General features: G+C 38.0%; 17 protein-coding genes. 1 reads left to right on the top strand and 16 read right to left on the bottom strand.

From position 1 onward, the window contains the following. Window positions 1-28: 28 nt before the first annotated feature. The 12 genes from G585_RS0110790 to G585_RS0110735 form a co-directional block, all read right to left on the bottom strand. Entirely contained in the window at window positions 29-1189 is a 1161-nt protein-coding gene (locus G585_RS0110790; RefSeq protein WP_022774953.1) for an O-antigen ligase family protein, read from the bottom strand. Between the two features lie 12 nt (window positions 1190-1201). Continuing rightward, the gene (locus G585_RS0110785; protein WP_022774951.1) at window positions 1202-2356 is read right to left on the bottom strand and encodes a glycosyltransferase family 4 protein; all 1155 of its coding nucleotides are present in this window, start codon (window positions 2354-2356) and stop codon (window positions 1202-1204) included. Beyond that, the gene (locus tag G585_RS18990; protein ID WP_022774950.1) at window positions 2356-3396 is read right to left on the bottom strand and encodes a glycosyltransferase family 2 protein; all 1041 of its coding nucleotides are present in this window, start codon (window positions 3394-3396) and stop codon (window positions 2356-2358) included. Before G585_RS18990 ends, G585_RS0110785 begins: the two co-directional genes overlap by 1 nt. Window positions 3397-3425: 29 nt before the next feature. After that, window positions 3426-4232 carry a LicD family protein gene (locus G585_RS0110775; RefSeq protein WP_022774948.1) on the bottom strand — a complete coding sequence of 269 codons (807 nt, stop codon included), beginning with the start codon at window positions 4230-4232 and terminating at the stop codon, window positions 3426-3428. Further along, entirely contained in the window at window positions 4210-5298 is a 1089-nt protein-coding gene (locus tag G585_RS0110770; protein ID WP_022774947.1) for a glycosyltransferase, read from the bottom strand. The genes G585_RS0110775 and G585_RS0110770 overlap by 23 nt, the downstream gene beginning before the upstream one ends. 221 nt (window positions 5299-5519) lie before the next feature. Next, window positions 5520-6020, bottom strand: a complete 501-nt coding sequence (locus G585_RS0110765) for a gamma carbonic anhydrase family protein (RefSeq protein ID WP_022774945.1) — start codon at window positions 6018-6020, stop codon at window positions 5520-5522. Window positions 6021-6042: 22 nt separating this feature from the next. Beyond that, complete coding sequence (locus G585_RS17880) at window positions 6043-7035, bottom strand: hypothetical protein (RefSeq protein ID WP_022774943.1); 993 nt, start codon at window positions 7033-7035, stop codon at window positions 6043-6045. 343 nt (window positions 7036-7378) lie between these two features. Continuing rightward, window positions 7379-8128, bottom strand: a complete 750-nt coding sequence (locus G585_RS0110755; protein ID WP_022774942.1) for an SIMPL domain-containing protein — start codon at window positions 8126-8128, stop codon at window positions 7379-7381. A 136-nt stretch (window positions 8129-8264) separates the two neighbouring features. Beyond that, on the bottom strand, window positions 8265-8924 hold the full coding sequence (locus tag G585_RS17875; protein ID WP_022774940.1) for a hypothetical protein: 660 nt from the start codon (window positions 8922-8924) through the stop codon (window positions 8265-8267). A gap of 17 nt (window positions 8925-8941) precedes the next feature. After that, window positions 8942-10933: a 2-isopropylmalate synthase gene (locus tag G585_RS0110745; RefSeq protein ID WP_022774938.1), complete on the bottom strand. Its 1992-nt coding sequence runs from the start codon at window positions 10931-10933 to the stop codon at window positions 8942-8944. A 445-nt stretch (window positions 10934-11378) separates the two neighbouring features. Further along, entirely contained in the window at window positions 11379-12239 is an 861-nt protein-coding gene (locus G585_RS0110740) for a sugar phosphate isomerase/epimerase family protein (RefSeq protein WP_022774937.1), read from the bottom strand. Between the two features lie 60 nt (window positions 12240-12299). Continuing rightward, window positions 12300-13454, bottom strand: a complete 1155-nt coding sequence (locus G585_RS0110735) for a Gfo/Idh/MocA family protein (RefSeq protein ID WP_022774935.1) — start codon at window positions 13452-13454, stop codon at window positions 12300-12302. A gap of 220 nt (window positions 13455-13674) precedes the next feature. On the opposite strand from G585_RS0110735, the gene G585_RS18985 reads away from it, so the two are divergent. Next, window positions 13675-14508, top strand: a complete 834-nt coding sequence (locus G585_RS18985; protein WP_022774933.1) for a helix-turn-helix domain-containing protein — start codon at window positions 13675-13677, stop codon at window positions 14506-14508. A gap of 5 nt (window positions 14509-14513) precedes the next feature. Here the strand turns inward: G585_RS18985 and G585_RS0110725 are convergent, their stop codons facing one another. Genes G585_RS0110725 through G585_RS17865 form a run of 4 tightly spaced genes read right to left on the bottom strand, consistent with a single transcriptional unit; the run spans window position 14514 to window position 19612 of the window. Next, complete coding sequence (locus G585_RS0110725; protein WP_022774932.1) at window positions 14514-16028, bottom strand: AAA family ATPase; 1515 nt, start codon at window positions 16026-16028, stop codon at window positions 14514-14516. A gap of 21 nt (window positions 16029-16049) precedes the next feature. Continuing rightward, a complete protein-coding gene (locus G585_RS0110720) occupies window positions 16050-17498 on the bottom strand; it encodes a vWA domain-containing protein (RefSeq protein WP_022774930.1) in 1449 nt (482 codons plus the stop codon). After that, a complete protein-coding gene (locus G585_RS0110715; protein WP_022774928.1) occupies window positions 17482-18672 on the bottom strand; it encodes a DUF362 domain-containing protein in 1191 nt (396 codons plus the stop codon). The genes G585_RS0110720 and G585_RS0110715 overlap by 17 nt, the downstream gene beginning before the upstream one ends. 19 nt (window positions 18673-18691) lie before the next feature. Then, window positions 18692-19612, bottom strand: coding sequence for a leucine-rich repeat protein (locus tag G585_RS17865; protein ID WP_022774926.1), 921 nt, complete (start codon window positions 19610-19612; stop codon window positions 18692-18694). Window positions 19613-19795 lie beyond the last annotated feature (183 nt).

The following is a 19795-nucleotide window of genomic DNA, read 5'->3' as shown; positions in this document are numbered from 1 at the left end:
GAAATAATATTCATCATTATCCCCATTGCTAATTATCGCTTAAAACCTGGAGTTTGACTTCTTCGCTATTATTTTCCAATCTTAATTCTTCTATTCTAAAGGCAAGAACAAATAAAACCATCCAAGTAGCAAAAAGGTATGGGTCTACCGTACTTCTTATGGACCATCCCAGAAAACCTAAAGAAATAATTCTTACCTCATATGAATCTCTATGCGGCCATAGCTTTATCCCAGTAGCTATAATAATTACAGTAAAAATGATCAAATAAATTAATCCACCAACATGTAATATCTCAAGAACTAAATTATGTGCATGTACCGCCCATGAATAGCCATAGTACGTTTTAATACGAGTGCCGGAATGTTCGATTCCCTTACCAAACAGCCAGTATTTATTAAGTCTGCTCAATTCAGTATTCCATACTCGTATTCTTCCCTGCAAAGAACTCCACTTTCCTAATAGATCACCAATAATCCACTTTAGTCGTTCTATCATTCCCAACTGTACAACGAATATAAAAAATAGAGGTTGAATCAGCCAGTATGTAAAATAGTTAAATATATAGGTATTACTAGATAGGAAATAAATAATTGTCAGTGCAAAAAGAGTCATAATACTCCCGCCAGCCCAAACCAAAACAGATGATATAACTACAGCAACATATAAAAATAATAGTCTAATCTTATCCTTTTTTAGAAATGCAAAAATCAACGCCGGCAAGAAAAACATCATATGAGTATTATAGTATCCCAGGAACCAGTTCTTATAGGAGATATTCTTGTACATTCCATGTGGATATACAATTTCACTGATTAAATTAAGATAAATCAGAACTTCATAACAAAATAATTGAGCATCTATAAATAATTGTCCATCACCACAAAAAACCTCATACACTAAAGACAGACATATCACCGAAAACGCTGTACTTGCGCAAGCATAGAAGTTAGCATTTTGTATGTAAGTGTCAGCCAACAAATAACATTCCATAATTATGATAAAGAGGGTTATTTTGCTTATACCGGACTGCATCTTGTGAAAATAATAGATTGTTATTACAAAAGCAATTATCTTCCATACATTAAGGATGAGATCGATGCTTTGGCAATAATCCAAATATCCATGTTTTAAATTTGGTATAGTCAATGCAACTATCAATAACCATTTTTTCGAAAAACTAATATTCACACTTAATATGCCTCACTTATTGTTTGATGTGCATTCATTATAGAGTTTAGCTATTCTCGCAGCATTTTTTTCAGCCGTCATATTATTTTGCATATATCTCTGACCATTTCTGGCTATTACTCTAGACTCTTCTATATTTGATATTGCAAACATCACTTTTTCCGCCAGTTCCTTGCTATCATGTGTTCTATATAACCATCCCGTTTCATTATTGACTATCAATTCTTTTGTTCCAGCACTATCAGCGCCTATTACCAAACATCCTGATAGCATTGCTTCAACCGTAACTCTTCCAAATGCTTCAGAATGCGAACACACAACAATTATATCTATATTATGGTACCAGCTTTTTATATCGCTCTGAAATCCCACCATTTCTATATTATGTATTTTTTTATCAGTTATTCTTTTGCAAACCCTTTCTACATCATCCGCCTTGCCATCCCCCACACAATATGCATGCACTTTACCATCTAATCTTTTGTTAATTATCGAAATCGCATCCACGAAATCAAGTTGCCCTTTGTGCTCACAGATTCTTCCTATTATCGCTATTTTTATCGGTTCCGATCTAAATATATCCCTATCGGGATTGTAAAACTTTTTTACATCTATCCCGTTATAAACTGTTATTGTCTTATTACGTAAATTACCTATAGAATATTTTTCTCTTAAGCTATCAGAAACACAAACAATCCTACTGGCGTAACCTATTATTCGATATGAAAAATCTCTTTCCCAAAATTCTGACTCATGATCCTCTTCTAAAAATTCTCTGAAATGCCATATAACTGGAATGTTCATTATTCTTCCTGCCAATGCTCCCACATAAGAATCAATGGAATTGATATGTATGATCTGTGCACCAAAATGCTTAGCTATTATGCTTATCCTGACAACAGCTATGTAATTGAGAAGCTTCTTTATTTTCCATTTAAGCACATTGACAGCCTTATTCTTTTTTTTAGAAGAAACAACCCAACTATACGAACGTACAAGGCTGTAACATAATCCTTCTTCGGCAAGGAGTTTTGCCCCATCATCCCATTTAGGAATGATATATTTTGTTACTATTCCCATTTTTTGTAGTTCTTTTCCAAGAGACAAAACACTCAAAAAAGATCCATGTTCAGCATTGCAATCCGACAAAACGAAAAGAACCTTCATTATGTTTCCTTTTCTATACTCAACAAAATCGGTCTAATTACTAAAGCCACTAAGTAATACAATTTAAAAAGAAACAAAAACTTATAATCCAAATCCCTTATAACTTTTGCAAGCAATCCCCGTGTCCCTAATTCTTCTAATTTTATAAAAACATCCGGAGACATATTTTGTATAGTTTTCTCATAATCTACTATTTTTTTTCGAGACTGTTTGCCTGGTAATAGGATTGAAGTCCAAAACAAATATTTATAAGTTAACGCTGTCCTTTCTAATGTCCACCCCAGATTTAATGAATTTTTTTCCTTCTCTTCTTCATAAAACCTTACCAGTAATTTAACCACTTCATATTGATCATCTATTTTCTTTATTCTCTGCCTTACACTAATACTTTGCCCCGGCCTGTCATGTCTATAGCAATATAAAGCTCCTTCAAACAATCCAAATGTACGGGCATTAGCAATAGGGATCGTATCCAAAATATTATCAGTATACAGACAATGATTTGGAAGCTGTATACCGCTTCTTCTAAGTAATTCAGTTTTAAATGTAATCCCCCATATTTCAAGAAGTTTAATGCTAGATAAGCCATCTATACTATCTACATTAGCAGTATCAGATACTTTATCTACGAAACTCCTTTTCCTATAACAATGTCTTACATCAGAAAAAATAACATCCTCATTGCATTTCAAAAGCATTTTTATAAAGCTTTCAAGCTGCTCACTGTCAAACCAATCATCTCCATCCAGCGTCTTAAAATATTTTCCTCTGGCATGTTCTATTGAATAATTTATTGTACTTCCATATCCGCCATTACTCTTATGCACAGCAATGAAACTATTGGGATACATATCCGCGTATTTTAGAGCAATTTTATAACTATTGTCGGTAGCTCCATCATCTACTACTATCACCTCGATGGAATTCAATATTTCCGTATTAACACATAGTGATGAAAGGCAATTGTCCAGATATTCTTCAACATTGTACGCTGCTACAGATATAGTTAATATTTTCTTGATATTGTTACTACTACGCATCAGACGCAATCCCCAGTCATATGATCAAATTATTTCTTGCTACTATGCATCACTCTGTCTTCTTCATTTGGATAAACCATATATTCACCATATATTTTTTTTAGATACCAATGATATCCAGAAGGAATCCTGACAATCGAGTCTTCAAAAGGAACAATCATCCCTTCTCCCCACCAGCTCTTAGGATATATGTCAGAAAAATGATACTTTCCACAATAATCAGCTATGTATTTTTCATCCGTATATGCATATTTTTTCATAGCACGATCATACTCATATGCCTCATGTTCTAAATCTTTAGGCCCCTGCCATAATTTATCAACAAGCACCATTATTACCTTTTCAATAAATGGCCTTTTTCCTTTATATACTCTGTCCGATTCAACCATTTTAAATCGTGCCCTTTTGTATAGTACATACCCTCCTCTAAAGAGAGCTCCGAGTCTTGTCTGTGCAACTCCATCTAATGGATGTAAATCTATAAATACATATTGCTTTTCACCTTTATCTATAAGGCCTTTCCAATCATCATCAAGTTCAATTTCATATCTCTTATCAATAATTGTGTAATGTCTTCCCCTCTGCATCCATCTAATTTTCATATATGGAGGCAATTCTGATTTCGCTATTTTTTCAAAAACTTCAAACTCGTTTCTTGGCAAAGCCAGATCAATATCATCATCCCAAGGAATGAATCCTTTATGCCTCACAGCCCCAAGCACAGTACCTCCTGTTGCAAAAAGATGTAGGCATTGTTTTTGGCATATGTCCCATATTATTTTATACATATCAAGCATAATTGCTTGTTTTTCCTCAATTGATAAAACCGATTTCATTAAATAGCTCCGTATATTTCTCCTCTAGTAATGAATTATTATGTTTTAAAAGAATATCCTGCCTGGCGTGAGCACCAATTCTTTTTTGTAGGTCATTATCTTTTATCAACATTTCAATTGTCTTAACATAATCATCTACCGTATTACATAAATATCCATTTTTTCCAGATACTATTACGTCCTTATTACCATCACACTTACTGGCAACACACGGCTTTGCAGCATACATAGCTTCCATCAAAGCAATTGATAATGATTCCCAACTTGAAGTAAATAAAAAAATATCAGAATCAACTATAGTTTTAATTGCATCTTCCTTTTTTATCCACCCTGTAACTTTTATATTTGAACTATCCAGTTCTTGTTCTAATGGCCCCGCACCAATCCATAAAAACTTATAATCTGGAAGCTTTTTAGCAATCTCATTAAACATCTTTGGATTCTTTTGACTAACCACTTTTCCTAAATTACATACGACCACCTCTTTTTTAGCTTTTTCTGTATCTCTTTTGCATTGATTAATTATCAGGTCTAATTCCTTAGTATCGATACCATTTTGTATACATTTCCTATTACGAGCAACATCGTTGCCTGCTATATACTCCCCATCAGAATCTGCTATAGTTAAGACTCTTTTCCTATCTGATAACCTTTCAATTGTTTTATATATACTTCTTTTCCAATTTGGACAATTTTCCATTAGAAAGCTATATGCATGTGGCGAATAAAAAATAATATATTTTCTTGAATCTATCGCCCATCTGCCTATGACACCCGCTTTTGTAGAATGTAAATGAACCAAGTCCGGTTTCTCATCTCTTACAATTTTCCTAATATGTCTAAACGCTTTCCAATCGTTAACAGGTTCAATCTCTCTTGTAAATCCATTCACTCTGATAAACTTTATCCTAGTATCAAATAAATCCTGAAAATTCGCTGGGGTTTCGGGCCGCGTAGAATATGCAATCACAATTTGATACTTATTCACCTGCCAACTTGAAAGATTTCTGATATAACTTAATACACCACTTCCTAAACACTCTGTAATGTGAAGAATTTTTTTCATATTGATTTTCCCTAAGGTAATACGTTCAGCCTATAATAATCCTATGCACATAGTTCTGCACTGCCATCAAATTAATTATAGACTATATATTGTCCTTTGTCATAGAAAAAAGCGTAGATTTTGTATCAAATCTACGCTTGTCATATCCTTTTATTACTTGTCTTTTTCAATTGGCGTCAAAAGGTTTTTGGATAGGATTATCCGATTATTTCCTATTAAAGTTAACAGCTTTTATCCATCGCCTTCCTTGCATGCTCCACATAAAGAGCAGCATTATCAAGTATCCCCTGCTTTTCCTCATCTGTCAGCTGTCTTACTACTTTTGCAGGAGAGCCATAAACCATGGAGTCCGAAGGTATCTCTACATTCTCCGTCACAAGGGCGCCGGCACCGATGATGCAGTCATCTCCAACCTTGGCACCGTTCATTATGATGGCTCCCATACCTATAAGGACTCTGTTTCCAACCTCACATCCATGGACTATTGCGCTATGGCCTATAGTGACATCATCTCCAACTACAAGCTTATATTTTTTATCAACATGAAGGCAGGCAAGGTCCTGAATATTGGTGCGTTCACCAATTGTAATCTTACATGAATCTCCTCTTACTACAGCGTTATACCAGACAGCACTGTCCTTCCCTATCGAAACATCACCTATTACTTTTGCGCCATCTGCTATGTAAACAGTTTTATCAATTACATGTTCAGTATTTTTCATTACGCCACTTTTCCCATGTTTATTATGTATTTTTCTTTTCCCTATATTCCGCATAAACAGCTTCAATGTCATATTCAGGAGCATACTTTTCAGCACATGAAACTATATCTTTTATTGTGCTTTCTGTTTCTTCTAGCTCTTCAGCTATAGTTGAAATAGTTTTTCCCTTAATAAGTTTTTTGCATACTTGCTCAACAATATGCTTATCAGCTCCTTGTTCTATTCCCTGTTCTATTCCCTGTTCTATTCCCTGTTCTATTCCCAGCTCTATCCCCTGTTTCTCTGCATTTTTTAGGTCATCAGCCATTAATTCTCTCAATGCTTCACACATATCTTTTTCTCCTCGTATCTTTTCAAATATCATCTTGTTAATGTTTGCACTTATTTGAAGCACAGCATCAGCATTGTTCTTATCACCTTGTGTTTCCAATTTACTTATTTCCGCAATGAAGCTCCTTATATCGTCTTCATCCGCGTTAGAAATCATAATTTTAAGAGCCTTAAGTTCTTTATCATTTAGTTCAGAAAGAACTACAATCAAAATTGGAACTATTATTATTCCACTGATCTGATATATCCCCGGATACAACTTGGTTACTATATATCCGTCATTTTCCAGCTGTTCAAATAACTTTATTGGCTTTCTGCTTCTACAAATAGTGATTGTTATTTCGTCAGCCTTTATTTCATCTACAACATTGCCAAGTCCTTTATAGATTCCTCCATAACCGATACATTTCCATAGAACATCGATATTGAGCGCGTCGTCAGGATTTTTGTACTCAATTATGTTGTATTTCCTAAAGCTTCTACCTATATCATTATCAATTACTATTTGAGTATTCTTTTTTACAATTAAAAAATCAATACGTAACGGCTCTTTGGAAAGAAGATGTTCTCTCTCTATTTCAATATCATCAGCATAGTTTCTAAAGCTATATCTAAGCCCTCCTTCAAAGCCGGAATGCCAGTCCAGCCGCTTCTTTCCACCATCTTTATTACTTTTTTCGCTCATTAAAAATTATAGCACCTCCTATTTTTATCAACAATGTTCTTTACACTTGAGATACTTCCAACACCAGATTTTTTCACAGCATTTTAGACATGCTGTTCGCATTAGCAGTCGCCTGATGGCAAGAATAAACAATCAGCCAAAAGAACTTATCATAAACTTTTGACCGAGTAAACATTTAGCACGTAATCTTAAGAATTTCTACTGCAAATCTTAAGGATATCTTAAGAAATAAACTAAATTCAGAATTTAAGCAAAGAAAAAAGCGCAAACCTTATAATGGTCTGCGCTAAATCACATCATGTCATTAAATCATTATCAAACAACTTTTCTCATTGAGTCCCGCTTACTTCAGATCATACTCCAACCTGACAGTTATTGTAGCAGTCTTATAACGTGAGCTTGTGTCGAAGGCTCCGTCGTAAGAGTAGCTGCTTGTGCCTGAGTTTTTGGCTGTGATCTGGAAAACTCCAAGGCTTGAATTTTTGAGTTTTCCAAGCTTGGCACCGGAGTTCTCAGCAACTATATCGATCCTGTCCTTGGCATTTACAGAAGCTTTATCGATAAGATCAAGCTTTAAGGCATCAAGATCTGAATAGTAGTACTCAGGATAATCAGATGTCAACTCAACTCCTTTATCCAAAAGAGTTGAGATATCTCTGGAGATCTTTTCAACATTGTCAAGATTGCCTGATGAAACAGTTACGCTCTGGGTAAGCTGATAACCATCCGGCTCAGAGCCTGTGTAATTGCCGTTAGTATCATAAATATCTCTGTAGGTTCTGCTGATATCAACAGAGCTGAAAACTATCTCATCCTCAGATACGTTGTTATCCAAAAGATACTGTCTTACGTAATCAGCGTCCTGCTTAACTTTAGCATAGGCTTCCTGGGATGTATATGCAACTGATGAAAAAGAACCTCTCCAGATAATAATGTCTGCTTCAAAATCAACGCTTGCGCTTCCCGTAGCAGAAATGACATGGCTGCTTTCTGATCTGAAATGAGACAAGCCAAATGCCAAAAGTGCACAGCTTGCTACAATGCAGACCCCAATAATAAGTGCGTTTACCCAACTATTTTTCTTTACTTCCATAACAACCTCCTGATAAGTAAAAGTGATGCCATTCACAAATAGCACCACTTTTATCATAGCATTTTTATTAAATTTACGCATTTCATATGATGGTTCAAATAGACCATTATCCGAAATCTACTCTTGCCACTCCCGGTCAAATCAGTCCGCACTCGTAGGTCTCGACGGGATGCCCTAAAAGCTCTATGATTTTAAGCTCATCCACAGCATCATATACTGCGTTATGAACTTCACGGTATCTGCTATCACCTGTTAAATAATGCATGATCGGCTCAACGCCATAGCCTGTCTTAAGCCTTCCGGTCTTACAGCATGGCAAATCATCCGGAATAGATTCATTGAACTGCCTGTAGGCAGCTATACGCATAATGTCGTACCAGTCAAAATCCTGCAGTTCAGGAAGGTGATTATAATCAAACTTTGCATTGTAAGCAAAAATTTTATCTATACCATTTTTATCTAAAAAAGCCTTAAGATCATCCAATGCATCTGACCTGGTCATCGACCTTCCGTTAACTCCGCCATAGTACATAACATTGGAATATATGCCGCCCACTCTGCATTCCGGGTCAAAGACATAATATCTTTTCTCCAGGAGCTTAAAAGATATAGCATCCGCTATTGCAACACCAAGACTCATAACTTCATCATTCCAATTGGTCTCAGTATCGATAACTGCAATTGTAGTGCCAGAATCATAGCTCTTCGCTTCTTCCGCCAGTCTATTTTCCTTTGCCTTTTCTTTATTTCCGGACTGGTTTTTTATCATATTCAAAAACTCGAGTGAGCCGTTCATATAAATCCTGCTTTCAATTATCTGGAACTTCTGTACTGAACAGGAGTCATTCCATATTTCTTTTTAAAGAGTCTGTTGAAATGCTCAACATTCTGATAGCCCGCTGCCTCTGCTACTTTCTCAACTTTCATGTTGCCATTGCGAAGAAGAGTGCTGGCCTTATTGAGTCTTATCCTCTTCACATTCTCTCCAAAGGTCATTCCGGATTTTTCCTTTATATACTTTGAAAGATATGGTTTTGAAAGATAAAACTGTTTTGAAAGATCATCAAGTGTTACTGTCAGGTAATTCTCCTGAATATAATTGATGATGGAGTTAATTCTTTCATCTTTGCTATTCTTGATGTCTTTTACCGTATCAATCTGATTAACTGCTATTACAAGAGCGTTGATAGAAGATTTGATAATATCCTCATCAATTCCTACGCCCCAAAACTTCTTGCCATTGAAGGTAATGCCCACATATGTGCAGGCCTTTGAAGAAGATCCTCTTGAAAGAGCATGCTCTTCATAAGTCGAAAGTTCATAACTCACGTTAAAGTACTGCTTTATAGCATTACTTACAGCGTCAAGGCGACCGTTACCATTGGCCTCAACAATATGCTCTTTATCCGCATGAGCAATTGTAACCTCTGCAAGTATACCATCAATCTGCTTAAAGTGAACAGAAGGAATCTTGAATACGTTGTCGTTGTGGACGTATTTGTCCTCGAAAATCTGATAGATTCTGGCAGGTGAAAGCTCAGCATGCTCTCTGTCAGAAATATCCTTGATGGTGTAGCTGACATCGGCCTGCATTTCCTTAGGAACCATCATGCCATAGTTAGTCTTAAGAATGTAGCTCACGCCGCCTTTACCGGACTGGCTGTTGATCCTGATAACATCACCGTCATACTCTCTTCCAAGGTCTTTGGGATCAATAGGAAGATATGGAACTGACCAGATTCCGCCATCCTTTTTCTGCTCATGCCAGGCAAAGCCTTTTGAAATAGCATCCTGATGGGATCCTGAAAAAGCAGTAAATACAAGCTGTCCTGCATATGGCTGTCTCTCATATATGTGCATTCTTGTAAGGCGCTCATAGGTCTCACCGACCTCTGTGATATGGCTGAAGTCAAGCTTTGGATCAACACCATGTGAATACATGTTAATTGCAAGAGTCACGATATCAACATTTCCTGTTCTCTCACCATTTCCAAAAAGAGTTCCCTCAATCCTGTCTGCACCGGCGAGGCATCCAAGCTCAGCATCACTGACGCCGGTACCTCTGTCATTGTGTGGATGAAGAGAAAGAACTACTGCATCACGGTACTTGAGATTCTTACTGATATACTCAACCTGAGTTGCAAAAACATGTGGCATTGCAATCTCAACAGTTGTTGGAATGTTGATGACTACTTTATTCTTTGCTGTTGGCTTCCATACATCCAAAACAGCATTGCAGACATCAACTGCATAGTCAACTTCTGTTCCCGGGAAACTTTCAGGTGAATATTCAAAAGAGAAATTGCCTGTTGTCTCTTTTGCAAGCTTGTCAAGAAGCTTTGCGCCATCAACAGCTATTTTCATTACTTCTTCTTTGCTCTTTTTAAACACCTGCTCACGCTGTGCTACAGATGTGGAGTTGTAGAGGTGAATGATGGCTCTTGGAGCACCCTTTACAGCTTCAAAAGTTCTTTTAATGATATGCTCTCTTGCCTGTGTAAGAACCTGAACTGTAACGTCATCAGGAATCATGTTCTTCTCGATAAGAGTCCTTGCAAACTCAAACTCAGTTTCAGAAGCTGCAGGGAATCCAATTTCAATCTCCTTAAAGCCGAGGTTAACAAGCATGGTAAAGAACTCTAGTTTCTCATCGAGACTCATAGGCTCAATAAGTGCCTGGTTACCATCTCTTAAATCAACACTGCACCAGATTGGTGGATGATCAAGGTAATCTTTTTTTACCCAGTCATAGGTTGCTTTTGGTGGCATAAAGTACTGACGCTGATACTTGTTAACGTTTTTCATTGCTTTCTCCCCTTGATGTTTTTTATTATAGCGATATTAATTATGTTCATCTTTTTTGATATTTTTTCGCAAAAGAGATTAATATTGCTCTGTTTTATTGATAAATATTATGTTACCACAATTTTGTCCAATTACATCATGGTGAATTTAATCACTTTTATTGATTAAAATTAATGTGATTCCTTGCAAAGAAATATTTATGCAAAAAGAATCAGCCACGTTGGCAAGACGTGGCTGAAATAGGTAGGAGATTTCTTATGACTATGTATGTCATTTGATTGTTAGCTTTTGCTAACAATATGTATGTTAGCATTGTCTAACATGTTTGTCAAACACTTTTTTAAAATTTATTTATTTTTTGTTTATTCTTTGTTTTTTTGGAGTCAGGAAAAGGGGAGTCAGTGGGGACTTCCCCGTCCCACTGACTCCCCCTACTGCAGCTTTCTTATATCTCTTCCAAAACCTTAATAAGTGCATCATGAGCAAGGGTAAATGCTTCAATTCCGGACAATTTTCTGCCTTCGCCGGAGGCAATTGAAACATTGTTCTGCTCAAGGTCTGCAAATCCAACAAAATCAAAAAGGTGTGGCTCGAGAGATAAAAATCCATCAAATCCCTTTTCGAAAAGTTTTGTCAGTATCATCTTTACATTTCCATCCCCAAGACCTGCAGGAACAACACTGCCCTCTTTTGAAAGCGCGTCCTTGACGTGAACATAAACAATGAACTCTTTCAAAAGCTCATAAGCTTCCAGCGTATTCTGGCCTACCTGAACAAAATTCGCAAAATCAAATATAGCCTTGAAATTATCACCATAGAACTCATCCATAAGCTCACGGCATTCTGCTGCCTTGTCGCCATAGATTCCCTTTTCATTTTCATGAAGGAGAAGAATTTCTTCTGACTTTGCATAATCTACAAATTTCCCAAGGCGATCAAAGACCTCTCCCTTATACATTTCATGTTTATCTTCAGGAACATAAAAACTGAACATTCTGATCCTTGGTGTTTCCATCATATGTGCGATCTCGACAGCCCTTTTGAACTCTTCGAAATGCTTTTCAAAAGGATCTGTTATCTGGATCTTTCCAAGAGGTGATCCAAGGGCTGAAAGCGATATTCCATTTGCATCCAGTTTTTCCTTAATTTCTTTTACCTTCTCGTTGCTGTGGAAAATAAGGTTGTTTCCGTCAGCACCGCGCATTTCAATGTGCGCCATGCCAAGTCCCTTTATTCCTTCTATCTGTTTATCAAGTTCAGGTGCAATTTCATCTGCAAAGCCTGTAAGAATGTATTTTTTATTCATGATCTGTCTCCCTATTTTTTAATTTTTTATACTCAACATATATCTATCTTCAATACGCTTTTAGTATGTTCCCGTAGTGTCAAAAACAATTCCCTTATCTTCCTTCAGTTTCGATGTTGCTCTCCTTTTGTCCAATTCTCGAAAAAAAAGGTCTTCATCAAAAGGAAGTTCTATAGTCTCATCGAGCCAGGATGAAAGATACATAGCATTTGAAAGAGTAAGCCCGTTGATTCCCTCTACTCCTTCTGCAACAAGCTCTCCTTTTCCAAGGATTTTATCCGCAAATGCCTTTAAGACTCCAACATGCTGTTCATTTAGCCCATCTGTCTCAATCTCCACTCTGGTGCAATCCGGCTTTTTAAATCCTTCTTTTTCATGCTTGCAATGCTCAAAAACACTCTCTGATAGCTTGTCAAAGATAAGCTTATCGTCTTCACAAACTATCTTGCCCATTTCAAAAGTAAGTTCAAGCCTGTTTGTTCCGGGAGCATCACCTGTTGTAGTGACAAAAACTCCTGTAGCGCCGTTTTCGAACTCCATATAAGCTGTAACATCATCTTCAACTTCAATATCATGCCATTTTGCATTGTGACAAAAAGCTCTCACTTTTACAGGCATGCCGCAGAGCCACTGCAACAGATCAAGCTGGTGAGGGCACTGATTTATAAGCACTCCGCCACCTTCGCCTGCCCATGTTGCCTTCCACCCGGCTGCATCGTAATAACTCTGAGTCCTGTACCAGTCAGTAATTATCCAGTTCATGCGCTTTAGCGCACCAAGTTCTCCACTTTCTATCATCTCATGGAGTTTTCTGTAAACACAGTTTGTTCGCTGATTGAGCATTATGGCAAAAACTTTATCACTCTTACCTGCTGCCTCATTCATCTCTTTTACCTGCCTGGTATATACACCCGCTGGTTTTTCTGTGATAGCATGAACTCCGTGAGAAAGTGCATAGATCACATAATCAGGATGCATATAATGTGGCGTTGCTACAAGTACCGCATCAACATCTCCTGAATCGATCAGTTCCTTTCCATCTGAATAAAGAGCCAGATCCTTTGACAGCTCTTTTTCTGCAAATGAAAGTCTTTCAGGCCTGGTATCAGACACAGCAGTCAAAACCATATTGGGCACTTTACCTTCCAAAATACTGCGTGCATGGTTGGTCCCCATTCCTCCAATACCGATAATCCCAAGTCTTACCTTCTCCATGTAACCACCTTGTCAGTAAATCTACTTTTACCGACTCCTTTCCATTTATATTCCCAAATAAATGAATCAAAACATGTATTTAGAAATACTTTATTTTCCACTATTTTAGTCCAGTGATCCATGATATGATATATACATAAAAAACTATTTATATGTATATATCCGACTTTTTACCAGCTAATCAATTTATTAAAAAACAGTGAATTTATATTAAGAGCTTATGAAACATCCGATTTTTACGCAGGGACAGCCCTATACAATTGCATACAGAAAAAACAAACCGCAAAACCCGGTTGCAATTCATTCACATGACGCAGCTGAGCTATATCTCACATTAACAGATTTAGAGGATGTGATTTTGGAGGATAAAGTCCTGAGGGTACCGGCTGGAACTTTGATAGTAATTCCACCCTTCTGCCTTCATCAGCTTTACCACAACAGTGATGTTTTCTATGAACGATATGTCATCAACATTCAGATGAAATGGCTTGATGATGTATTTTCAGGGACAGATGATTCTCTGCACTACTTAGGCCAGAGCTCAGCTCCTGTTTTGATCTCTCTATCTGATGATCAGTTAAAAGAAATAATAAAACAAATAAGAAAAATGATAGTTTTGGGAAATGAATTTAACTCAAAGTCATTTTCAGAATTCTTTCTTCTGATGGCCAAGATTGACGAGGCAGTATCTGAAACTGTCTCCAAGAATAAAGATGTGTACAACACAAATAAAACTCAGGAAAAAGTCAGCGAAATGATCAGCTACATAAACGACCATATATGCGATGAAATATCCGTTTCATCTATCGCTGACCATTTCTACCTAAATCCTGACTATATTTCCAGGTTGTTCAAGAGGTATGCTCATGCTTCCCTCGGAAAATATATAAGCCTATCAAAAATGAGTGCAGCTCAAAACCTTTTAAAACAAGGCTTTTCCGTTAAAGAGGTACAGGAAAAACTAGGGTATTCAAGCTATGCTCACTTCTTTAAAACCTTCAAAAAAATCGTTGGCATATCACCAAGTACTTTTAGGAAAAACAACGCAAAATAACCAGATTATAAAACAAGTTCTTTTACAATATCCTTAAGCTCCTGCTTTCTGTCATTTAGCAGCAGGAGTTTATTGTATTTATAATAAGCATCATTGCCTGTCTCACGGACAAATTTAAGACTGTGATAAGCGCTTGATAGCTCCGTAAGGAAAATAACCATTTCCTGACTTCCTGACAGAGACTCCTTATCTCCAAAGGTCTGCTCCAAAAACTCAAAGCTGTTTGTTAAATGCTCGGAAGTAGCAGCTATCCTTGCCTGCCTTGCATCTTCTCTTTCTTTGAACCAGCTCTTTGAGGCTTCAAACTGATCCCCATCAGTTAACGTTAGTTTTTCCACAAGCTCTTTCAAAATAGTAACAACAAGTCGCCTTGTTCGCTCATCCTCTCTGCTGATCATGCCTATAGAAAGCTGATCCTCAGTCTCTTTTTCCAACAAAGCAGCCCTGTTATCCAGATAATCGCGCACACCTTCTGCATTCTCTGCCTGAAGCTTCCCTGCTGCCTTGATGATTTCAAACAGCTCCTTCTGAACAGCCTCATCCTGCGCATAATCTCTGAATTCTTCCATAAGCTTATCAGACAAAAGACCTATGATACTGAGTTTCTCATCGAAAGATCCTTTTCGTAAAGTCTCCTTATCCTCAGGAAACCTTCCTTCCAAAATATCAGGAATCTTGTAAAGCTCATTGTATCTTCTGTACAGCTCGTAGTAAGTAGCAAAATCCCTCGCTATTTCCTTATTCTGCAGATACTGGGCAGTAAGATTCTCATCAACACCAATACCAAGTTTCTCATAAACCTTAATTATCCTCGATAAATCTTCCCAGCCTCTGGCTGTCACAAAGCTCCTGCCATTTACATCTGTACTTATGCTGTAGAAATTATCTTTTTTAATCTCAAGATAGGCCAAAATAGAGCCATGAACTCCCGCCTTGTAGGCGTAATCCTTCCAGGCTTCAAAATCTTCTTCAATGTTGATCTGTCGTACTCTGTCCAAAGTTACAATATCAAAATCCCTAACAGACTTATTGTACTGAGGCGGATTGCCTGCGGTAACAATTATGTAGCCTTCAGGGAGCTTGTGTGATCCAAAGGTCTTGTACTGCAGGAACTGAAGCATAGTAGGCGCAAGCGTCTCAGATACGCAGTTTATCTCATCGAGAAAAAGAATTCCCTCTTTTACCCCAGACTTTTCAATCTGTTCATATACAGCTCCAATGATCTCACTCATGGTGTACTCAGTCACTGAATACTCTTTTCCACCAAAGCTCTTTTCCGTGATCTTGGGAAGACCAATTGCGCTCTGTCTTGTGTGGTGAGTTATTGTATAGGACACAAGGCCGATTCCCAGCTCATGAGCTATCTGTTCCATAACTGCAGTTTTACCTATTCCGGGAGGGCCCATGAGAAGGATTGGCCTTTGCCTCTCCACAGGAATCTCATACTGTCCCACCTCATCTTTCTCAAGATAAGCTCTCACTGCATTTTTGACTTCAACTTTCGCTTCATCTATATTCATGATCTGCTTCCTCTTTAATCGTCATACATACAATTTCATTGCCCAATCAGGCACATTTTCATCCTCATAGTCACCGTCCTTCGGAAAAATAAAGGCAGTGTCATACGAAGTCTCTTTTTCCGGATAGATGCCGTAGCCATCAGTAAAATAGATAAGGCCCTTGAGATTCTCAAACTCTCCGTCCGACTGCAACTTATCCACATATTCAAAGACAGGCCTGAAATCTGTTCCATAGCCGCCTTCAACATGTATCCCGGTGGCATATTTCTTCATTGCATCTACGCTGTCAATAAGCTCATCCCTCTGAACCTGATCATCACACTGTATAACATGTATTTTTATCTTTTGGAAAAAAGATCCTTCTGTAAAAAGAAGTCTTGCTGTCTCATTAAGAAAGTGCTGAACAAGTTCGTCTTTACAAGACGCCGAAGTGTCGATGGCTATTACCAGCTCTTTTACCTTGCGAACTTCCTTAAACTCATTCTCCTCGATCAGAGGCATATTACCATAGTGCTCTATTCCAAAGCTGTACATGCCATAGTCAAAACTGTCCATGTCTATGCCGCCCTCTTCACGAATAACCTTAAATCGGTTTAAAAACTCCCTGTAATCAGTTCGTGAAGTATTCTCATACTTCAGTATCCATGCAAGTTTCCCGAGTTTATCGCTATGTCTTTTGCCGATAGTCTCTATCTCGGTTTCCATACGCTTTGCTGATTTTTCCCAGTCTTTTTCTTTGTCCTGTATAGCCTTAAGCCTTTTGGGATTTATGTACTTTTCCGTCGTTTTCTGATCTTCATTTTTACCGGAAGGGCCATCAAAATCCTCATCTATCGGAGGCTTCTCTTTGTCATCAGGCTTTTGGTCGTCTTTGGGAAGCCTTTGCCAAAAGCTGTGGTCATCCATCTTAAACTCTCTTGAGAGCTTTTCTATTTCCAAAATATCTATGTTATTTTCAGGATCAGAAAAGAACTTGTATAGCTTTTCTACCGTCAGGACCTTCAGCTCTTTTTCCAGGCGCTCGTACCACCTTTCGCGATAGTCCGATGTAACCCTGTAAATGCACTGATAGTCCATCCCATCAAGGATCATCTCCACTACTATATCCGCACACAGATCAAAAAGGTCCACATCCTCATATTTGGCCGAGGTGTACATGTGCCTGAAGATGCAGTGAAGTATCATGTGAAGATAGGTTCTGTTTAATTTCCCAGGTTCCTCCACGAACAGTGATGACACGTAAGTCGGGTTATACCTGATGGACACAGCATCAGTACCTACCGTAGTCGTAGAAAGATCCATCTCATAAGTGAAGGATGAAAGAGCTTCTCCCATAAATCTCATGGCTACATAAAGCTCTGTCCTGGATGCTTCAAGAACCTGCCTTCCTATCTTTTCAAGTTTTTCTCTGTAACTTATCTCCTCTTGTAACATAAGCTTATTATCGTTCTCATTATATAGTGCTGACAAATCTGCCTAGCGGGTTTTCATGTACTTTCATAGCTCCCTTTGGACAAAACTCCTGACAGCAAAAGCACTTGATGCACTTACTTCTGTCAATCTCAGGGATCAATAAAGCTTTCCCCTTCACATTTCGTTCAACCATAGTAATAGCCCCCGCAGGACAAGTTTCATAGCATTTCTTGCAGCCAATACATTCTGACGCCTTTACCTGTGGCCTGGTCTGTAAAAAGAGCTTTACCAAAACGGACTTCATCTTATTGCCAAATCCGCCTCCACTAAAGTCAATTAACTGATGTATAGTTGCTCTCTTAAAATCAGCTATCTTAATATTCTCTCCATCAGATGACGAAACAATATCAACATCTGCAATGCTTTCAGGTCCAAGGCCCCTTTCAAAAGCAGCCCCTATAGTCGGAACATCCCTGATGCCCATTCCAATCATGTCTCCGCAGACAACGTCAAGAGCATAGGGCTTTTTAGAGGCCAAGACTGCACCGATATGTCTTTTGTCTCCTGCTGTAGGGCCATTGCCCTCCATTCCATCTATGGCATCAACGATATAAAGCTGCGGCTTAAAAAACTCATTGAGATCCACCATGACATTGGCAAACGCCCTCTCCTCTGGAAATCTCATATGATACTGAGGCTTAGTAACTCCGGGGATAGTTCCGAACATATTTTTAACCGCACAGCTCATACCCATCATAGCGTGAGTCTTAAGCTTTGATACATTTATGATAGCATCCACATCATCAAGCCAGCCTGTATAGGTAAAAGTCTTTATGCTGACTGCATCTGCAAACTCTGCATCTTTTTCCGAGTAGTTTCCATTAAGCTTCACTTTCCCGTCAAAATCCTTTTCAAGCTCAAGAAGCCCGCATGCCTTATAAATTCCAGACACGTAGTTTTTGTTAAATACTCCTCCCGGGCTATCTCCAATGACAACCCTTGCCCCCATTTCTGTCAGGCGCTCACAAAGCCTTCTGACAATCATAGGATGCGTTGTCACCGCCTTTTCCGGCGCTGCTGCCCCTACGAGATTAAGCTTAAGCCCAACAGTCATGCCTTCCTCAACAAAAGAAAGACCATCTATCTCATCAATTGCCTTATCAAGGCTGTTTTTCACAAGTTCTTTATCGTATGATGCACACTTTTCTACAGATACTTTTTCAAACACCATTTATCCTCAACATTTTACACTAGAATTCAAATCTTGAAACACTGGTCGCAGACTGCTTCTTGCTTCCTATCAAAACTGCACTCAAAAGGGTAAGCCCCTTTTCTGACGCCAGCTTTATTGCTTGATCCATGGCCTCATCATCCAAAAATGGGATCAGCTTTTTTATCAGATTCATCGGAGAAACCTCATCAGCATCAAAAGCTGCATATTCTCCACTGCTTTCAATATTTTTAATGAGTCTTTCCACAATACTTTTGCCATTTTTCTTTATAAAGCTCTCGTACTTTTCTTTATAGCCTTCTGCAAGCTCATATGGAAAAAGAACTCTTCCTATGGCGATATCTTCTGAAACAGCATTCCCATCTATAACAGCCTTTTCAAAAAGCTTGTCATACTCCCTGTAGTTCACGTTCTTTCGGTCAACGCATTCCCTGTAGATCATACCACTGCCGCCAATGGAAAACTGAATTGTCCTTGCCATGGTATTTTCAGAAAAATCGTAGACATACTCGGGAAAAACAAGGCAGGATGTAAATTCATCTCTTTTTGTCAGAAATCTAAGTGTCTTGTCATTATCAGCCAGAAAGTTTCGAATTACCTCATACCAGTTTCTCTCTATACGTATTTCAATATCGGACAAGGAGTCGCACTGCCTGCAGACTCCGTCATAATAGTCATCAATACTGTCAAAAAGGCTTATTTTCCTTAATTTCCTGCAATTATGAAAAGCAAAGCCGTAAAGAGTCTTTATAGTATTCGGAAGAACAACACTTTCAATATCATCTCTTCCGGAAAAAGCATGATTCCCTATAGCCTCAACCACATAGCCATCAATTTCCTCAGGAACTACCAGCTCTCTGACACTTCCTTCATAACCTGTGATCACAATAAATTTATGACTATCTTTCCTGCTTTCGCTAATCTCATAAACAAATGGCATATTGCCTTCACCCGACCTTAAATAGATTCCACCTCATAATAATATACATTCTAAAAATTACCAATTCAAGAATATATACTTTATTGTAAACAGACGCAGCCGAACTGAAAGTGTAGGCTGCTGTTCTTGCAAAAAAATTATTCTTTATATGTGTAGTAAACCATAAATCCATAAGTGCCCATA

Origin of the sequence: Butyrivibrio sp. AE2015, assembly GCF_000420825.1 — a bacterium.
GTDB lineage: Bacteria > Bacillota > Clostridia > Lachnospirales > Lachnospiraceae > Butyrivibrio.
Note: the sequence above shows the minus strand (reverse complement) of the source record. Positions and strands in the feature narration are given on the sequence as shown.

Bases quoted from the DNA above. Each gene is read 5' to 3' on its own strand.
- G585_RS0110745 (WP_022774938.1), bottom strand. From the start codon at position 10,933: ATGAAAAACGTTAACAAGTATCAGCGTCAGTACTTTATGCCACCAAAA.
- G585_RS17865 (WP_022774926.1), bottom strand. From the start codon at position 19,612: ATGCCATTTGTTTATGAGATTAGCGAAAGCAGGAAAGATAGTCATAAA.
- G585_RS17880 (WP_022774943.1), bottom strand. From the start codon at position 7,035: ATGAGCGAAAAAAGTAATAAAGATGGTGGAAAGAAGCGGCTGGACTGG.
- G585_RS0110740 (WP_022774937.1), bottom strand. From the start codon at position 12,239: ATGAATAAAAAATACATTCTTACAGGCTTTGCAGATGAAATTGCACCT.
- G585_RS17875 (WP_022774940.1), bottom strand. From the start codon at position 8,924: ATGAACGGCTCACTCGAGTTTTTGAATATGATAAAAAACCAGTCCGGA.
- G585_RS0110765 (WP_022774945.1), bottom strand. From the start codon at position 6,020: ATGAAAAATACTGAACATGTAATTGATAAAACTGTTTACATAGCAGAT.
- G585_RS0110785 (WP_022774951.1), bottom strand. From the start codon at position 2,356: ATGAAGGTTCTTTTCGTTTTGTCGGATTGCAATGCTGAACATGGATCT.
- G585_RS18990 (WP_022774950.1), bottom strand. From the start codon at position 3,396: ATGCGTAGTAGTAACAATATCAAGAAAATATTAACTATATCTGTAGCA.
- G585_RS0110735 (WP_022774935.1), bottom strand. From the start codon at position 13,454: ATGGAGAAGGTAAGACTTGGGATTATCGGTATTGGAGGAATGGGGACC.
- G585_RS0110725 (WP_022774932.1), bottom strand. From the start codon at position 16,028: ATGAATATAGATGAAGCGAAAGTTGAAGTCAAAAATGCAGTGAGAGCT.
- G585_RS0110715 (WP_022774928.1), bottom strand. From the start codon at position 18,672: ATGGTGTTTGAAAAAGTATCTGTAGAAAAGTGTGCATCATACGATAAA.
- G585_RS0110775 (WP_022774948.1), bottom strand. From the start codon at position 4,232: ATGAAATCGGTTTTATCAATTGAGGAAAAACAAGCAATTATGCTTGAT.
- G585_RS18985 (WP_022774933.1), top strand. From the start codon at position 13,675: ATGAAACATCCGATTTTTACGCAGGGACAGCCCTATACAATTGCATAC.
- G585_RS0110755 (WP_022774942.1), bottom strand. From the start codon at position 8,128: ATGGAAGTAAAGAAAAATAGTTGGGTAAACGCACTTATTATTGGGGTC.
- G585_RS0110770 (WP_022774947.1), bottom strand. From the start codon at position 5,298: ATGAAAAAAATTCTTCACATTACAGAGTGTTTAGGAAGTGGTGTATTA.